Here is an 18,469-nt window from a genome sequence, read left to right on the forward strand (position 1 = left end):
TTATATGTATTGCTCCAACATCAGTTACATTTTCATTAAAGAAATTGCTTCACGTAACTTTGTTAATGACTGAAATGCCTTATTTTTATTTTGAATCATAATGTTTACAAATAATGCATCGATGATGGATAACTCGCCAATTCTTGAGGAAAGAGCTTCGGACCGATATTCTGTTTCTTCCGAACTCGTAAAAAATACAACATCCGATTCTTTTGCAATCGGTGACTTTGGATATCCCGTAATCCCGATAATTTTCACGCCGTTTTTCTTAGCTACATTTAAAATATTGATTGTATCGATTGTTGAACCAGTATGTGAAATGATGATAGCAACATCCTTATTCGTAAGTTGTGAGGCAGACATTAATTGAATATGAGCATCAAAATTAGAATGACATTTGATACCAGCACGCATAAATTTATGATATGCATCCATTGCGATAATCGATGAACCACCGACACCGAAAAAGGCGACATGTTCAGCATTTAGTATAAAACGGACCGCTTGTTTAATCGCCTGTTCATCAAGTAGATGAACGGTTCGTTTTAGTGTATTCATGTTTGATTGGAAAACCTTTTTAGCGATTGTAATTTCATCATCTGTTTCATTGATTATTTCTTCATATATAGGTTGGTTTGGTTGATTGATTTCAGCAGCTAATGCAATTTTCATTGCTTGAAAACCTTTGTAACCAATTCGTTTACAGAAACGGAAAACGGTCGCATCGGCAACATGTAAATTTTCTGCTAAATCGTTAATGGTTTGTTGTATGACGAGTTGTGGTTGATTTAAAATGTAATCGGCAATTTTTTTCTCTTTATCACTTAAACGGGCATAGTGAGAGCGGATTTTATTTAAACAGTTCGATTCCATTTTGAACCTCCTTATATATAAAAAAGCGTTTGCATAATATATTTATGGGACGATTATATCATAATCAAATCTAATTAAAAAAATTTTTTTAATAAATGTATTCGTTTTGAAATAAATTTGAAAGGGTGTTTTTTAGTTATGAAAATAGGGTTAGTCGGTTTAGGAAAAATGGGATACAATTTAGCCTTAAATTTATTAGAGCATGGACATGATGTTGTTGCCTATGATAAAAATGGGAACACCGTGGAGCAAATAACTAAGGATGGGGCAACAGGCGTCCATACACTTAAGGAATTAGTTTCAGCATTACCACAACCAAAAGTGGTATGGGTAATGGTACCTGCTGGTAAAATTACTTCGGATGTCATTGATGAACTGAAAGAATTATTGGTGCCGGGTGATATTATCATTGATGGCGGAAATTCTAATTATAAAGAATCAATGGCACGAGCAGAAGATTTAAAGGAAAAAGGTATTGTATTATTGGATGTCGGTACAAGCGGAGGTATGTCAGGAGCACGTAATGGGGCGTGTATGATGATTGGAGGAGAAAAGAAGGGCTTCGATTATCTTGAACCGATATTCGCTGATTTATGTGTAAAAGACGGGTACCTATATACAGGGAAAAGCGGCAGTGGGCATTTTTTAAAGATGGTACATAATGGGATTGAATATGGAATGATGCAATCTATTGCAGAAGGTTTTGATATTTTAAATAAATCGGAGTTTAATTATGATTTCGAGAAAGTAGCACGCAATTGGAATAATGGATCTGTTATTCGTTCTTGGCTAATGGAATTAACTGAACAAGCATTTGCAAAAGATGCGAAGTTGGATGATATGAAAGGAATTATGCACTCATCAGGTGAAGGAAAATGGACCGTAGAGACGGCATTGGATCTTGAGGTCCCTGCACCTGTCATAACACTTTCTTTACTTATGCGATACCGCTCATTGGAACAAGATACGTTTGCAGGCAAAGTGGTCGCTGCATTACGTAATCAATTTGGTGGTCATGATGTTATAAAATAAACAGAAACACGATTCACTTTATATGAAGGTATAAAGGTTAAAACGCTTGAATTCTTATGAATTCAAGCGTTTTTTATGTAACAATTTATTTCGTCCATTTTTGTTGAAACTTTGTAATCTCCCCAAATTCATCTTGCAAGTTTCTTGTAACACGAATGAAGATCGGCACTAATTCCTCATATATCTTAACATTTTCAGGGATTGGAATATGAACGTTTGTGGTACCAACCCATTCAGAAATAACAGAGAAATCATCAATTTTACCAAGAGCTTTCATCCCTAAAATTACTGCACCGAGGCATGAACTTTCGAAACTTTCCGGTATATTGACTTCTTGATTAAAAATATCTGCAAGCATTTGTTTCCATAAATCAGAACGAGCAAAACCACCAGTGGCTTGAATTTTCTTTGGTATACCTATTATTTCTTGAAGGGCAAGCATAACTGTATACAGATTTAAAATAACCCCTTCCATTACCGAACGAATAAGATGTTCTTTTTTATGATGGAGAGCTAATCCGAAGAAAACACCTTTCGCATCTGCATTCCAAAGGGGAGCACGTTCTCCAGTTAAATATGGTAAAAATAACAATCCGTCCGATCCAGGTGTAACTTTCGATGCTAATTCTGTTAAGATTTCATACGGATCTTTACCAAGCCGTTTCGCCGTTTCAACTTCATCTGTTGCTAGTTCATCACGTATCCAACGGAATGTTCCTCCGCCGTTATTAACAGGGCCGCCGATTACCCAATAATCTTCAGTTAGTGCGTAGCAAAAGACTCTTCCTTTCGGATCAGTCACCGGTTTATTCGTAACAGCCCGTATCGCACCACTTGTTCCGATTGTGATTGCGACTACACCAGGATCGATGGCATTCACTCCTAAATTCGATAAAACCCCGTCACTTGCTCCAATTACAAATGGTGTATCGGCAGGTAAACCAAGTACTTCGGCATAAGATTGATAAATCCCTTTTATAGTAAAGGTAGTGGAGACTGGCTTTGGAAGTTTTTCTTCCCCGATCCCTGCAACTTCTAATGCACCTTTATCCCATTTCAAGTCCTTTAAGTTAAACATTCCAGTGGCAGATGCAATGGAATAGTCGACAATATATTCCCCAAATAATTTATAAAAAACGTATTCTTTTATACCGATAAATTTCTCTGTTTTATTAAAAATTTCCGGATGATCATTTCTTAACCAACAAATTTTAGCAAGTGGTGCCATTGGATGAATTGGTGTTCCAGTCCGTCGATAGATGTTGTGGCCGTTTTGTTCATTTTTAATTTTTTCCGCCCATTTTGCTGCCCGCGTATCCGCCCAAGTAATACAAAGAGTGAGTGGTTTTCCTTTATGATCGATGGCAATCAAGCTATGCATTGCTGAACTAAAAGAAACAAATTCAACTTTAGATGGGTCAATCTTTTTCATTACCTCTTTTATTGTCGTAAGAACTGCATGAAATATTTCATCTGGATCCTGTTCAGCAATAGATGAAGAAGGACTATATAATGGATAACCTTTATAATTCATCTCAATCACGTTCATCGTTTCATCATATAAAACTGCCTTAGTACTTGTCGTACCGATATCAACGCCAATATAATAACGTTTACTAGCCATGTTGTATGTACACTCCTTTTTTGTCAAAAACAGATTCACAAGGATAACTATTAAAAAAAATTTCATTATATAATATCGAATGAGAAAAAATATTCCTCGTAATTATTTTACATTTCATTATTACATTTTACAATGTAAACGGTTACCCTTTTTAAAAAATACAATGATTATTAACCATATTTTGAAATCGAAGCTATAATATAAATTTAAAAAACAATAATTGTTTAAAAACGAATAACTGGAAAACATTATATGTTATTCTTAAACTAGAAATTGAATCTGGAGGGGAGAAACATGAAAAAAAAATTATTACTTATTCTATTCATTGTTTTTCTACTAACTGCATGTGCATCTAAACAACAAGAACATTCTTCCGGTGAACATTCATCTCAAGTTGAAGATGAAAGTGGTACTGAGGAAAAAACTCCAACAGAAAAAGAAAAGGATGACGGTGACCTTTATGATATTGAATTAAATCATGAAACAAATGCGCTAGAGTTAAAAAAAGAAGGTACCAAAACGATTGTTTTGGCTGATAATCAACCTTCTGAACCTATAAACTCACCGAATGGCGAATATGCTGTCTATCTTGCTCCTTTTGAATGGGAAGAAATAAGTGATCTTTTTTTAGTAAATTTGAAAGACGGTAGCCAAAAGAAATTAGTGGAGGGAAATTCCGAAAGTAAACCGAAAAAAGTGATTTGGGAAGATGATAAACATGTACTTGTTATTATCGGTTACCCTTATGGAACAGTCAGTGTTGGAGGAAACATTTATCGTGTCGATATTGAAACGGGTGAAAAGGAAGCATTAACGAATTATAAAGACGATATTCAAATTACGGATTTTCAAATAGAAGATGGCACGCTTCATTACAGCGGTATCCAGTATATTGATGAAGGAATGAATGAATATAAAGATTACACCAATCAAATTTCTTTAGAGGAATAAAATAAATGACATCATGTAACAACAGAGTCACCCCAGTCCTTGTTATTGGAACTGGGGTGTAATTTGATTAACTCATTTCTTCAATCATTTTATCTACTAATCTAGGTCTATTTCATTTGTAAATGGTATCTCCCATTTTAGGCGATCCTATTTGGAAGTTTCACTCAAAATAAGATGGATAAGAATATTAGCTATTCTATTAAATAAAATTATGTTCACACTTGGAAAGGAGAAATCTTATATGAAGTTTTTCCACACGGCCGATTGGCATTTAGGGAAACTCGTTCAAGGAGTATACATGACAGAAGATCAACGTTATGTCCTTGATCAATTTATTAAAGCTATCGAAGAGGAAAAGCCGGATGCCGTCATAATTGCGGGGGATTTGTATGATCGGGCTGTCCCGCCTACAGAAGCCGTTGATTTGTTAGATGAAGTGTTACAAACAATTACCTTAAAACTAAAAACACCCGTCCTTGCTATTGCAGGAAATCATGATAGCCCGACACGATTAGATTTTGGCAGTAAAATGATGAAAGCAAATGGTCTTCATATCGTTGGTGAATTTTCAAAGGATTTAGAACCAGTTATTTTACAAGATCAATTTGGTGAAGTTCATTTTCATTTAGTTCCATATACCGACCCGAGTGTTGTTCGAAACGAATATGGAGATGAGGAAATTCGTAACCATAATAAGGCAATGGAAAAAATTATTGAAACGATAACAAGTAAAATGGACCCGAATGCCCGTCATGTTTTTGTTGGACATGCCTTTGTTACCCCGTATGGTGAAGAACAGGAAAATACTAGTGAATCGGAACGTCCGCTTGCCATTGGTGGCTCAGAATATGTGGATGCAAGACATTTTATGAAATTTCACTACACAGCACTTGGTCACTTGCATCTAGCCCACTATGTATTAGATCAAAAAATTCGATATGCAGGTTCACCACTAAAATACTCGATTTCAGAGGAAAAGCATAAAAAAGGGTATTTGATTGTTGAACTAGACGAAGAGGGAAATGTGCAGATTGAGAAAAAGGTTCTTCAACCTTTACGAGATATGCGGACAGTAGAAACAACAATTGATGATTTGTTCAAACATCCGGTTAATGAAGACTATGTTTTTGTTCAGCTTTTAGATGAAACTCCTGTCCTTTCGCCAATGGAAAAGGTTCGTTCGGTATATCCAAATGCCATGCATGTAGAAAGAAAAATAATTTTATCCAATCATCAGCAAAGGAAATTTGAAGGAGAACGTATCGCTCGTCATCAAATGGATGACCTTTCTTTATTCCGTGCATTTTATCGAGAAATCAAACAAACGGAAGTGTCGGAAGAGACGGAAGAAATTTTTAAAGAAATATTACAAGAAATTGAACTAGAAAATCGTGAAGAACTGAAAAAAGCTTCAAATGAAGTAGCGGCTACAAAGTAACGGAAAAGGAAGGAGCGCTATTATGAGACCGATTAAACTAACGATGACAGCTTTTGGGCCTTATCGAGATAAAGAAGTCATTGATTTTACCGAATTAAAAGAAAATCGATTGTTTGTTATTTCTGGTAATACAGGTGCTGGGAAAACGACCATTTTTGATGCGATTTGTTTTGCACTTTACGGTTCAGCTAGTGGTGAGGATAGGAGTGGAGATATAAGAGGTCTGCGGAGCGATTTTGCTGAAGATAATGTATACACATCCGTCGAATTGGAATTCGAGCTTCGAGGGCATTATTATCGAATCAAAAGACAGCTTGGGCATAAGAAGAAGGGGAATAAAACAGAAACTGGGCATGCGCAAGAGTTTTATGAGAAGATAGGGGACAAAGAAGTTCCATGTGTTGATAGACAAATCGTAACTGAGATTAATAAAAAGGTAGAACAGTTAATTGGTTTAACCCGTGAACAATTTATACAAATTGTTATGCTTCCACAAGGAGAGTTTCGTAAATTATTAACTTCGCAGACAGAGAATAAGGAGGAAATTCTTCGGAAAATTTTTAAGACCGAAAAGTATACATTCATTAGTAAACGATTAAAAGAAAAAAAAGATTTGGCCGAAAAAGAGTATCATGCAAAAAAACAAGATCGTGACCGTTATATTTCAGATATCCAAGCATTATTACCGTTTCGAGAAGAGTCATCATTATTTAATACACTTACAAAAGAAAATTTCAATACGTATCAAGTATTAGAAGGTCTAGTTGATGAAGCGGTTCATTATGAAAAGCTGATTAATGATCAGCAAGAAAAAGAAACTTTAGCCGAGAAAGTCTATAATCAGAAACTGGAAGAATTTCATAAAGCTGAAACATTGAATGCGGAGTTTGCGAAACTGGAGAAAAAAGAAGAATCACTAACAGATGAACGGAAGAAAGAACAAACATATAAGGAAAAAGAAATCCAGCTTCAAAATGCAGAAACGGCAGGTAAAATTGAAAGCTACGAAAACCTAGTCAATGAATGGCGTAAAGATGAGAATGTAAAGCTAAATCGGTTGGAAGTTACGGAAAAGGCATACCATAAAGCTGTTTCGAACTTAAAAATAGCAGAAGAAGTTTTTAAAGTGCAAGAAAATCAAAAAAAGGAACGAGAAGAACTCGGTAAACAACTGAATCGATATCAAGAATTATTACCTGCCGTTCAACAAATGGATACAAAAAAGAAAGCCCTTGTTGATCAACAAACGTTGGTGTATCAATTGGCAAAAACGAAAGAGAAAATTGTTCAGCAAATTGAACAAGCAAAGGGAACAAAACAAAGATTAAATGAACAAATCAAAGCGTTAGAGCAAAAAGTAGAACAATTGCCTAAAAAACAACAAACATATCATGAACTGCGGAACCAAGTAGCGATTTTACATCGTTATTTTAAAATTCAACAACAGATCGAACAGCTCAAACATGATGTAAATGAAAAAAAACAACAATATCTTATTTTAAAACAACGCTATCAATCACTCGAGGCAGCATGGATTAACGGTCAAGCATACATACTTGCCGCTCATTTACACGATGGTGAAGCTTGTCCTGTTTGTGGAAGTAAAGAACATCCGAAAAAAGCGAAAGGCCAAGGAAATGTGCCGACGAAGGAAAAGTTGGATATGGCCAAAGAGCAATTTAACCAAGTCGAAAATATTTATCGAGAAATAGAGGCAAGCTATAGATCATACCAATTGCAACTTGTGGAACAAGAAAATGAAGTGCGTAAAATTGGCTTTGATGTTGCTTATGTAAAAGAAGCATATGACAAAATTGTATTGGAAGGTAAACAAGTAAAGTCGGAAATCGATTCTTTAAATGAAGAAAAAGATAAACTTTCACAGTTGAAACAGCAACATGAGGAACTGGAACAAGAGCTATCTCGCTTAGAAGCTGAATATGAAACCGTTACGACAGAATATCAGAAAAAAAATACGACTTATGAAAAAAATAAAGCGATCTATCAGGAACAATTAAAACAAATTCCTGAGGAGTTGCGACAACTTTCAGTTTTAGAAGAGAAAATAGATCGTACTGAAAAACAATTAAAGGCAATGGAAGAAGCTTGGGAACAAGCTCAACAACAGTTGCAAGCCGCTAAAGAGGAAGCTGCCAAAACAAACGCAAACTTAGAAAATGCTAAACTACAATTAAATGAAAGCCGTGAGAAGAAAGAGAAAGCAGAACAACAGTTTATCCGAATAATGAATCAAGCAGGATTCCAGGAGGAAGAAGATTATCGTAAAGCAAAGATGACAGATGCTGCCCAAAAACAATTAAAAGAGGAAATCGATCAGTATTATCAAAATATCGCTACATTGGAGCAACAAGTAAAAGAACTACAACTCGTATTAGAAGGTAAGCAAAAAGTAGATATAAATGAAATGAGAACAAAACTTGAACAACTGAAGTCCGAATACGAACAATTAAAAGAAAATGTAAGACAATCACAACAATATTTAAAACATATCCATGATTTAAAAGAAAAAATTAGTGAATCCGATAAGCAAGTAGCTCTTTTAGAAAAAAAGAAAAATATGATCGCCGATCTATATGATGTGATTCGCGGTCAAAATGATCAGAAAATCTCTTTTGAACGATATTTACAAATTGAATTTCTTGAAACAATATTAAAGTCGGCCAATGCAAGATTAAGTCGTTTGTCCAATGGTCAATACGTGTTAAAACGTAGTGAACGACAAGAAGCACGAGGTAAACAAAGTGGTCTAAGTCTTGATGTATATGATGCATACACTGGTCAAACTCGTGATGTGAAAACATTATCCGGCGGTGAAAAATTCAATGCATCTCTATCTTTGGCCTTAGGAATGTCTGATGTGATCCAAAGCTATCAAGGCGGGGTACAAATTGATACGATGTTTATTGATGAAGGATTTGGTTCGTTAGATGAGGAATCTTTAACGAAGGCTGTTGATACTTTAATTGATTTACAAAAAACCGGTCGAATGATTGGTATCATTTCTCACGTTCAAGAGCTAAAAAATGCAATCCCGGCTATTTTAGAAGTTTATAAGATGAAAGAAGGGATTAGTAAAACGAAGTTCATAATAAAATAAACCATAAGTAACAGGACCACAGAGATTATTTTGAAATCTACGTGGTCCTGTTTGATTTCATAGAGTTTGTTTCTTAAGATTCAGATCTAATCGAATATAGTGAAAACAATGTTCTATAACTCAGTATTCAATGTTGATTTTGAAAAAGTTTTCATATATAATACAAGAAAAATAATTATATTCTATGTTTTTAGAATATACACAATTATTTTATTTGAGTTTACTGAAAATATCTACTAGATAATCAGTTCACCTTTTATTTTTGTAAAATTTAAATCTTTTTCAATATAATTTATCCTTTGAATTAAAAGGATATTATTTTTTCAAATTATGTCTAAAAAAGTACTGAAACACAGAGGGAGGGAATTAATTGGAATATAATTGTTATCCGTTGGGAGAAAATGCGGTTCTTATTGAATTAGGTAAGGAAATAAACATAGAAACACACCAAAAAATCAAAGGGATTGCCAAGTTTTTAAATGATAATCCTCCCGAATGGATGATTGAATATATTCCAGCTTTTACAACGCTTACCATTTATTATGAACCTTATTATATTTATTCAACATTCGGTACTGAGAATATATACGAATATGTTTGTAAAGAAATCAAGAAATTATTACTAAAAATACCGATTGGTGATGAAAATGAGCCTCGAAATATTGAAATCCCCGTTTGTTACGGTGGAGATTTTGGTCCCGACTTAGAAGTCGTTGCTGAATATAATCAACTAACACCAGAAGAAGTAATTCAAATCCATTCATCTGGTGAATACATCGTTTATATGCTTGGATTTGCACCAGGCTTTCCATTTATTGGAGGTATGTCTGAAAAGATTGCAACTCCAAGAAGAAAAACCCCACGTTTAAAGATCCCTGAAAGAAGCGTTGGAATTGCTGGGATGCAGACTGGCATTTACCCAATTGAGACCCCAGGTGGTTGGCAATTAATTGGCCGTACACCTATCCGACTGTTTACCCCTGAAAATAATCCACCAACTTTACTGATGGCTGGTGACAAAATAAAATTTACACCGATTAGTTATGAAGAATACGTCAAGATGGAGAATGAATTACTATGATAACAGTAAAAAGAGCTGGACTATTGACAATAATACAAGATTTAGGGAGATGTGGGTTTCAAAAGTACGGTGTCATTGTTAGTGGGGCAATGGACCAGACGTCCCATCGCATTGCGAATATTCTCGTTGGCAATGATGAAAATGAGCCGACTGTTGAAATGACTTTAGTTGGTCCAACATTTCAATTTCAAGAAGATGCACTTATTGCAATTTGTGGAGGGGATTTATCGGCAACAATTAATGGAATTCCTGTTCATTTATGGCGACCAATTTATGTTAAGAAAAATAGTGAATTAAAATTTAGTGCATGTCGAAATGGCTGTCGCGCATATTTAGCAGTTGCAGGAGGTTTTAAGATTGATAAGGTTTTAAATAGTAAATCCACTTATTTAAGGGCAGGTATTGGTGGGCTCAATGGCTCAGCTTTGCAAACGGGTGATCAATTGTCCGTTGGACACTATAGTATTTTAGCCAAAAAAATCAGTTCCTCACTTAGTAAACAGGTAAAAAATGGCTATTTTGAATCGAAATGGGGAGTTAATCCTAAACGCTTAACCGCAACTCAACATAAGAATATAAAGGAAATTCGTGTAATTCGAGGGCGACAATATGATTGGTTTACTGAGGAAAGTCAAAAACATTTCTTTCGTTCCCCATATACAATTACAAACCAATCGGACAGGATGGGATATCGATTACAAGGGGCTAAATTAACTTTAGCAACTGAGCAAGAGATGATTTCAGAAGCTGTTAATTTTGGAACGATTCAAGTTCCTCCCGATGGAAATCCTATCATCCTTCTTGCTGATCGTCAAACGACCGGTGGTTACCCTAAAATTGGACAAGTCATTCAAGTGGATTTACCTATTATTGCACAAGCAAAACCGGGAGAGAAACTTTGCTTTTCAGAAATATCCTTAACAGAAGCCCATTATCTGTATATGGAAAGAGAAAAGTATATAAATGAGATAAAAAATGGCATTCAATTAAAATTCAATTAGGAGGAATGAGATATGTATACAGTTGATATTAACTGTGATATGGGAGAAAGCTTTGGTTCTTATAAACTTGGACGAGATGAAGAGATTTTAGACTATGTAACAAGTGCCAATATCGCCTGTGGATTTCATGCAGGTGATCCATCTACTATGAAGCGAACTGTTCAGATGGCACTCGAAAAAAATGTTGGTATCGGTGCCCATCCTGGTGTTCAAGATTTAGTTGGATTTGGTAGGAGAGAAATTAATCTATCTCCAGAGGAGGCTTATGATATTGTCGTATACCAAATTGGTGCGTTATATGCTTTTGTGAAATCTGAAGGCGGTAAAATTCAACACGTCAAACCACACGGTGCCCTATTTAACATGGCTGCAAAAGATGCCCAGCTTGCTGAAGCCATTGCTGAAGCGGTTTATAAAGTGGATCCTGAGATGATTTTATTTGGATTAGCAGGTAGCGAACTAGTAAAAGCTGGTAAAAAAATTGGCTTGCGCACAGCAAATGAAGTGTTTTCTGATCGTACGTATCAACAAGACGGATCACTTACATCAAGAAGGGAAAAAAATGCATTAATAACGGATCATACAATAGCAGTCCAACAAGTTATCCGAATGGTTAAAGAGGGAAAAGTTCAATCATTACAAGGTGTTGATGTTGCTATTCAAGCAGATACAATTTGTATACACGGTGATGGTATTAACGCCCTTGATTTTGCTAAATATATTACGAAAAGTCTAGAAGATGCTGATATTAAAGTTACAAAAATCAGTAACTTTTTAAACTAGAAGAATCATTGTTACATAAATCTCATTGATTAAAAAATCTATTATTCGTATGCTGGGTTTTCCATTACGTTTACTTTGGAGGTTGTTGGCAAAAAAACGCATATTTCGAGCAGCCAACCCCCAATCAAACTCATTTTTATGAAATATTGGGCAGCCTTTTTTTAAAAAAATAGAATATTAGAGATAGGTGGATGTTATGGTAAAAAATACAGCTAAACGAAGTGTGTTGCTGGGTGCCGCGTTTTTAATGGCTACATCATCTATTGGTCCAGGCTTTTTGACACAAACAACAACTTTTACCGAACAGCTATTGGCAAACTTTGGTTTTGCCATTTTTATTTCAATTATTATTGATATTGGTGTACAGATGAATGTTTGGCAAATTATTGCAGTTTCCGAAAAACGTGCTCAAGATATTGCAAATGATATTTTACCAGGACTTGGTTATTTTCTTGCATTGCTTATGGTTATGGGAGGATTAGCATTTAATATTGGAAACGTCGGTGGTGCTGGTCTTGGATTAAATGTTATTTTCGGCATTTCACCTGAAGTTGGAGCTATAATCAGTGCACTTATTGCGGTTGGGATTTTTGTTATTAAAGAAGCAGGTAAAATTATGGATCGTTTCGTTCTTATTGCGGGTTTCGTCATGATTGCCCTAACGCTTTACGTAATGTTTACTGCGAAACCACCTTATGGTGAAGCTGTAGTTAGGACTTTCGTTCCAGATGAAATTAGTTTCTTGGCAATTGTGACTCTCGTTGGTGGTACAGTAGGGGGGTATATTACTTTTGCCGGAGGTCACAGATTAATTGATGCAGGAATTAAAGGAAGAGAGCATATTTCTACAGTTAGAAAAAGTGCGGTGACAGGTATCAGTGTTACTGCAATCATGCGTTTTGTACTTTTTTTAGCTGCTTTAGCTGTTGTTGCACAAGGTCTAGCTCTTGATCCGTCAAACCCTGCCGCTTCAGTTTTCCAACTTGCAGCAGGTAATATGGGATATAAAATTTTCGGGGTTATTATGTGGGCTGCAGCAGTAACATCTATAGTAGGTTGTGCTTATACATCCGTTTCATTTATTCGGACATTCAGTCAAAAAATAAATCATAATTATAATTGGGTTATTGTCACATTTATTCTTATTTCGACCATTGTATTTGTTTCTATTGGTCAACCAGCTAAAGTTCTTGTACTAGTGGGTTCATTAAATGGACTGATTTTGCCTATCTCCTTAGGTGTTATGCTTATTGCTGCACATCGTAAGAAAATTGTTGGTGACTATAAGCACCCACTATGGTTGACAATATTTGGAATTATAATTGTAATTGCAATGTCAATTATGGGATTAAACTCATTAATAAATGGAATTCCACAATTATTTAAGTAATATTTTTTAAAAGTAAAATTTTGAGGTTACTTGCATCATGAATGGAAAATCATTTCGTTCATTCGAAGGAAGGAGGAGAACCCTTGACTAATCCAGTATTATTAAGTCCAGAGCAAGCACGACAAATGATACGTGAACAAAGGTGGACGAAGCCAACGGCAGGAATGGCAAAAGGGTATATTCAGGCAAATTTAGCAGTTCTCCCTAAAGAATATGCCTTTGACTTTTTATTATTTTGTAATCGCAACCCCAAAGCGTGTCCAATTATTGATGTAGTTGAGCCTGGAGAGCATGCTCCAAAACAAGCTGCACCTAATGCAAATGTAAAAACAGAAATCCCCAAATATCGAATATATAAACATGGGAAATTTGTTGAGGAACGGACTGACGTAATTGATTTATGGAATGAAAATATGGTTGGATTTTTAATTGGTTGTAGCTTTACCTTTGAACAGGCGTTAATGGACAATGGAATACCAATTCGACATCTTGAAGAAGGATGCAATGTACCGATGTATTTAACGAATATTCAATGTGAAAAAGCTGGAATTTTCGAAGGACCGATGGTTGTTAGTATGCGACCAATGACAGAAAGGGATGCAATCCGTGCTGTGCAAGTTACCAGTCGTTTTCCATCCGTTCACGGTTCACCTGTACATATAGGTAATCCAGAAACGATCGGTATTAAAGATATTCATCAACCTGATTTTGGAGATGCTGTTCCAATAAAAAAAGGTGAAGTCCCTGTTTTTTGGGCATGTGGAGTAACACCTCAAGCAATCGCGATGTATGTTAAACCAGAAATCATGATTACTCATTCACCTGGTCATATGTTTATCACGGATTTAAAAAATGAACAATTTTCGATTTTGTAATAATTAATACCAACAGTGCAGTGCTGGATAATGAAAAATTCAGCACTTTTTTTGATTTGTATAAAGGGGATTTAAATCAAAAAACTTTTCGAAAGTCATGAAAGGTTCTACTATATAAGTAGAAAAGTAATCTATAAATGTTTAATTTAATAAATATTAGAATAGAAAAGGAGAGAAAATTTGCCTTTGGAATTGGTACCGATTTCAAAAGAATGATTGCTATTTCTGTTGTTTTTTAATATAATAAATTTAAATCTACAATGATAATCATTATCAATGAATAATTGAGAATATTGGAACTACGGGGATATTGATATGAGACTTTGGATACTAATACTCACAGCAATTGTTCTATCGATAATCTCTCTATTTATCGGAGCAATTGATATTAAACCATCAGATTTACTAGACTTGAATTCTGATAAAACACAAGTTTTTTTAATTAGTCGTGTCCCTCGATTAATGGCGATTATTTTAGCTGGTGCAGGCTTGAGTATTGCAGGTTTGATTATGCAAAGTTTGAGTCGGAATAAATTTGTATCGCCAACGACAGCCGGAACTTTAGATGCGGCAAGGTTGGGGATAATGATTTCGATGTTATGTTTTACAAATGCTACTTTTATCCAGCAGGTTATTTTTAGTTTTGCCTTTGCTTTACTCGGAACAATTGTATTTATGCAAATTCTAGACAGAATTAAATTTAAAGATGCCATTTTCGTACCATTAATCGGAATTATGTACGGTAATATTTTAAGCTCCATTACTGTCTTTTTTGGTTATGAAGCAGATATCCTTCAAAATATTACTTCTTGGTTAATGGGGAGCTTCACGCTTATTATTGCAGGTCGTTATGAACTATTATATGTGGCGATACCAGCAATAATCATTGCTTATTTATATGCGAATAAATTTACAGTGGCTGGGATGGGTGAAGATTTTGCGAAAAATTTAGGCTTAAGTTATCGATTCGTACTAAATCTTGGCTTAATTATCGTAGCCGTGATAACAACGACTGTCGTGCTTACCGTTGGTGTGATTCCCTTTTTAGGTTTAATCGTACCGAATATTGTATCACTATATATGGGAGACAATTTACGTAAGACGATTCCACATACAATGGCACTTGGTGTTGTCTTTCTATTAACCTGTGACATTATTGGTCGTGTGGTTGTCCACCCATATGAGATACCGGTAAACGTAACCGTGGCAGTCATTGGCAGTGTGATCTTCTTAATTCTATTATTTAGGGGGAGAGCATATGCGAAAAAATAGTACGAAATTGATCATCCTAGCCATCGTTGCTATTATTTTTATTTTACTCTATGGATTTTATGATATTAAAGGTGGATTTGACTATGCTTTCCCTCGACGGATGATAAAGGTAGGTGCTATGGTCATTACTGGAATTGCCATCGCCTATTCAACGGTTGTGTTTCAAACGATTACGCAAAACCGTATTTTAACGCCATCTGTAATGGGAATTGACTCCATGTATGAAGTTGTCCAAACTTTAATTTTCTTCTTTGCTGGGGCAACATCAATATGGGTTGTTAATAAATACTTAAATTTTGCTATAGCGATACTCGCCATGATCTTATTTGCTTTATTACTTTATCGGTTTCTATTTCGAGCAGATAAATATCCAATTTTTCTCCTATTGTTAATAGGAATGATCTTAGGTACCTTATTGGGAAATTTAGTAACCTTTTTACAGGTCCTCATTGATCCCGTCGAGTACTTAAGTTTACAAAGCTTATTATTTGCTAACTTTAGCAAGGTAAATGGTGATTTACTATTAGTCGCTGCTGCAATTATTTTCATCGCCTTTATTTATGGATTCCTAATCATGCATAAATTAGATGTAATGAATTTAGGGCGCGAGAATGCCATAAACCTTGGCATAAATTATGATCGAATGATGATGACTGTTCTTATTTTATCATCAGTACTAATTGCCACTGCTACAGCTTTAGTTGGACCGATTACATTTTTAGGCTTAATTGTAGCGAATCTTGCATATCAATTTTTTGCAACTTATAAGCATACAATATTAATTTTGGGAGCAAGTTTAATCAGTGTGATCGCATTAGTCGGTGGACAGTTTCTTCTTGAACATGTATTTGAGCTACGAACCACATTAAGTGTCATTATAAATTTTGTTGGGGGCATTTACTTTATTTACTTATTACTAAAAGAAAGTAGGGCTGCGAGATGATTGAGATAAAGGGTTTAACAAAACGATTTGGTAAAAAGACGGTTGTTGATAATGTGACGGTAAAAATAAAACCGCGGACCATCACGTCCTTTATTGGGCCAAATGGAGCTGGAAAATCAACACTTCTTTCGATGGTTAGTCGTCTTTTAGATGCCGATACAGGCGATGTTTTACTTGATCGGACGAGTGTGAAAAAATGGAAATCAGATCGTTTTGCAAAACGAGTATCAATTTTAAAGCAGTCTAACTATCTTAATGTTCGTTTAACCGTTCGTGAACTTGTCTCTTTTGGACGCTATCCATATTCAAAGGGAAGATTAAATGCTGAGGACGAAAGGTTTGTTAACCAAGCCCTTGAGTATATGAATTTAACAGATATGCAAGATCAATTTTTAGATGAATTATCTGGTGGTCAAAGACAGCGGGCCTTTATTGCCATGGTTATTGCTCAGGACACTGACTATATTTTACTAGATGAACCGTTAAATAATTTAGATATGAAACATTCCGTTCAAATTATGAAAATTTTACGCAAACTAGTGGATGAATTAGGGAAAACAGTTGTGATTGTATTGCATGACATAAACTTTGCCTCGGTCTATTCTGACCGTATTGTTGCTTTGAAAAATGGAAAACTTGTGAAAGATGGACCAACCCACGAAATTATTAATTCAAAAGCGTTACGAGAGATCTATGATATGGATATCCCAATTCATGAACAGAATGGTTGCCGCATTTGTGTGTATTTTAATTCCCATACTCACGCAAACTAATATTAGTTTCTAACTAAGCCTAGAGATAATAATTGATTGTGATTATTTTCTCTAGGCGTTTTTTAAAAATTTAAAATGTAACCGTTAACTTCTCTTTAAATTGCTAAAAATTGGATAAAAATATATTGACGTTTGTAAATGATCATCTTATAATATTAATTGAAAATGATTCTCATTCTCATAAAAAACAACAAAGGAGCGAAATACCTATGAGAAAGTTCAAGTTTTCCATGATTCTGTTAGCCATGCTACTAGTATTAGCAGCATGCAGTTCCGAGGATCAATCCTCCAAAAATAATAACAACTCAGAATCAACAGAAAGCAATGGTGCATTTCCGATGACCGTATCACCAACGGTATCTGAGACCAATTCTAGTGATGGAGGCGAAACAACTCAATTTGATGACATTACATTAGAAAAAATGCCAGAACGTATCGTTGTTTTTGATTACGGATTTCTTGATACATTGGATGCACTAGGTGTTGAAGGCATAGTAGGTGTAGCAAAAGATTCTACATTACCTGATCACTTAGAGAAATACAATTCTGATGAATATGCAAGTGTTGGTACGTTAAAAGAACCATTATTAGAAGATATTGCAGCTTTAGAACCGGATGTCATTTTTATTTCAGGTCGTCAAGCCACTTTCTATGACCAATTGAAAGAAATTACACCTAACGTTTTATTTGTAGGTGCAACAGAGGATGATTACTGGAATACATTCCTAAAATCTGTAGATATTGCAGCACAAATTTTTGATAAACAAGAAGAAGCTGATAAGTATGTTGCAAAATTTGACGAAGCTTTAGAAGAAATTAATGAATTAGCTGGAAACTTTGATACTTCACTCGTTACAATGTACAACGAAGGTAAATTATCAGGTTTTGCTACCAATTCACGCTTTGGATATGTATATGATGTATATGGATTTACGCCAGTTACTGAAGACATTGAAGCGTCATCCCACGGTTCTAACTTTGGATTTGAAGCTATTTTAGAATTTGATCCCGAAGTATTGTTTGTTATTGATCGTACGGCTGCTGTTGGTGGCGATTCAAATATTGAGAAAGACTTGGAGAATGAAATTATTCAAAAAACAACAGCTTATAAGAACAATCGTATTGTTTACTTAGATGGTCCACTATGGTACTTAGCCGGTGGCGGATTACAATCTGAAATGAAGAAAATTGATGAGATTTTAGCTGAATTAAAATAATTGAATACCTTTACAAGTATTCTGTTGTCGATTTTACCCCCCGTTTACGCTTGGCTCGATAAGACCAAGCGTTTTTTTATAATGAAAAAGTTATGTAA

At 35.1% G+C, this 18,469-nt stretch carries 15 protein-coding genes; 13 read left to right on the top strand and 2 right to left on the bottom strand.

What is annotated here, in order from left to right; translation table 11 throughout:
- Positions 1-24: 24 nt before the first annotated feature.
- Positions 25-873, bottom strand: coding sequence for a MurR/RpiR family transcriptional regulator (locus tag OEV82_RS02700; protein ID WP_173658920.1), 849 nt, complete (start codon positions 871-873; stop codon positions 25-27).
- Between the two features lie 138 nt (positions 874-1,011).
- Between OEV82_RS02700 and gnd the strand changes: the two genes are divergently transcribed.
- A complete protein-coding gene (gene gnd, locus OEV82_RS02705; RefSeq protein WP_263060925.1) occupies positions 1,012-1,905 on the top strand; it encodes a phosphogluconate dehydrogenase (NAD(+)-dependent, decarboxylating) in 894 nt (297 codons plus the stop codon).
- A gap of 85 nt (positions 1,906-1,990) precedes the next feature.
- Here the strand turns inward: gnd and gntK are convergent, their stop codons facing one another.
- Positions 1,991-3,529 (bottom strand): gluconokinase, encoded by a 1,539-nt coding sequence (gene gntK / locus OEV82_RS02710; protein WP_263060926.1) that lies wholly within the window; start codon positions 3,527-3,529, stop codon positions 1,991-1,993.
- A gap of 294 nt (positions 3,530-3,823) precedes the next feature.
- Here gntK and OEV82_RS02715 point away from each other — a divergent pair, with 294 nt between their 5' ends.
- The 12 genes from OEV82_RS02715 to OEV82_RS02770 all read left to right on the top strand — a co-directional run bounded on the left by OEV82_RS02715 (position 3,824) and on the right by OEV82_RS02770 (position 18,371).
- Positions 3,824-4,480, top strand: coding sequence for a DUF4652 domain-containing protein (locus OEV82_RS02715; protein WP_263060927.1), 657 nt, complete (start codon positions 3,824-3,826; stop codon positions 4,478-4,480).
- Between the two features lie 241 nt (positions 4,481-4,721).
- On the top strand, positions 4,722-5,918 hold the full coding sequence (locus OEV82_RS02720; RefSeq protein ID WP_263060928.1) for an exonuclease SbcCD subunit D: 1,197 nt from the start codon (positions 4,722-4,724) through the stop codon (positions 5,916-5,918).
- 22 nt (positions 5,919-5,940) lie between these two features.
- Positions 5,941-9,036 carry an AAA family ATPase gene (locus OEV82_RS02725; RefSeq protein ID WP_263060929.1) on the top strand — a complete coding sequence of 1,032 codons (3,096 nt, stop codon included), beginning with the start codon at positions 5,941-5,943 and terminating at the stop codon, positions 9,034-9,036.
- Positions 9,037-9,406: 370 nt separating this feature from the next.
- Complete coding sequence (gene pxpB, locus OEV82_RS02730; RefSeq protein ID WP_173657700.1) at positions 9,407-10,117, top strand: 5-oxoprolinase subunit PxpB; 711 nt, start codon at positions 9,407-9,409, stop codon at positions 10,115-10,117.
- Positions 10,114-11,118 (top strand): 5-oxoprolinase subunit C family protein, encoded by a 1,005-nt coding sequence (locus OEV82_RS02735; protein ID WP_317634296.1) that lies wholly within the window; start codon positions 10,114-10,116, stop codon positions 11,116-11,118. Before pxpB ends, OEV82_RS02735 begins: the two co-directional genes overlap by 4 nt.
- 12 nt (positions 11,119-11,130) lie before the next feature.
- Entirely contained in the window at positions 11,131-11,901 is a 771-nt protein-coding gene (locus tag OEV82_RS02740) for a LamB/YcsF family protein (RefSeq protein ID WP_173657698.1), read from the top strand.
- A 196-nt stretch (positions 11,902-12,097) separates the two neighbouring features.
- Positions 12,098-13,291 (top strand): NRAMP family divalent metal transporter, encoded by a 1,194-nt coding sequence (locus OEV82_RS02745; RefSeq protein WP_263060930.1) that lies wholly within the window; start codon positions 12,098-12,100, stop codon positions 13,289-13,291.
- Positions 13,292-13,374: 83 nt separating this feature from the next.
- Positions 13,375-14,166, top strand: coding sequence for a putative hydro-lyase (locus OEV82_RS02750; protein WP_407672724.1), 792 nt, complete (start codon positions 13,375-13,377; stop codon positions 14,164-14,166).
- A gap of 315 nt (positions 14,167-14,481) precedes the next feature.
- Positions 14,482-15,438, top strand: coding sequence for an ABC transporter permease (locus tag OEV82_RS02755; RefSeq protein WP_173657695.1), 957 nt, complete (start codon positions 14,482-14,484; stop codon positions 15,436-15,438).
- Positions 15,425-16,381, top strand: coding sequence for an iron chelate uptake ABC transporter family permease subunit (locus OEV82_RS02760; protein ID WP_263060932.1), 957 nt, complete (start codon positions 15,425-15,427; stop codon positions 16,379-16,381). Before OEV82_RS02755 ends, OEV82_RS02760 begins: the two co-directional genes overlap by 14 nt.
- A complete protein-coding gene (locus tag OEV82_RS02765; RefSeq protein ID WP_173657693.1) occupies positions 16,378-17,154 on the top strand; it encodes an iron ABC transporter ATP-binding protein in 777 nt (258 codons plus the stop codon). Before OEV82_RS02760 ends, OEV82_RS02765 begins: the two co-directional genes overlap by 4 nt.
- 209 nt (positions 17,155-17,363) lie before the next feature.
- Positions 17,364-18,371: a siderophore ABC transporter substrate-binding protein gene (locus tag OEV82_RS02770; RefSeq protein WP_263060933.1), complete on the top strand. Its 1,008-nt coding sequence runs from the start codon at positions 17,364-17,366 to the stop codon at positions 18,369-18,371.
- Positions 18,372-18,469: the final 98 nt, after the last annotated feature.

It is taken from the genome of Pallidibacillus thermolactis, from assembly GCF_025660415.1.
GTDB lineage: Bacteria > Bacillota > Bacilli > Bacillales > Caldibacillaceae > Pallidibacillus > Pallidibacillus thermolactis.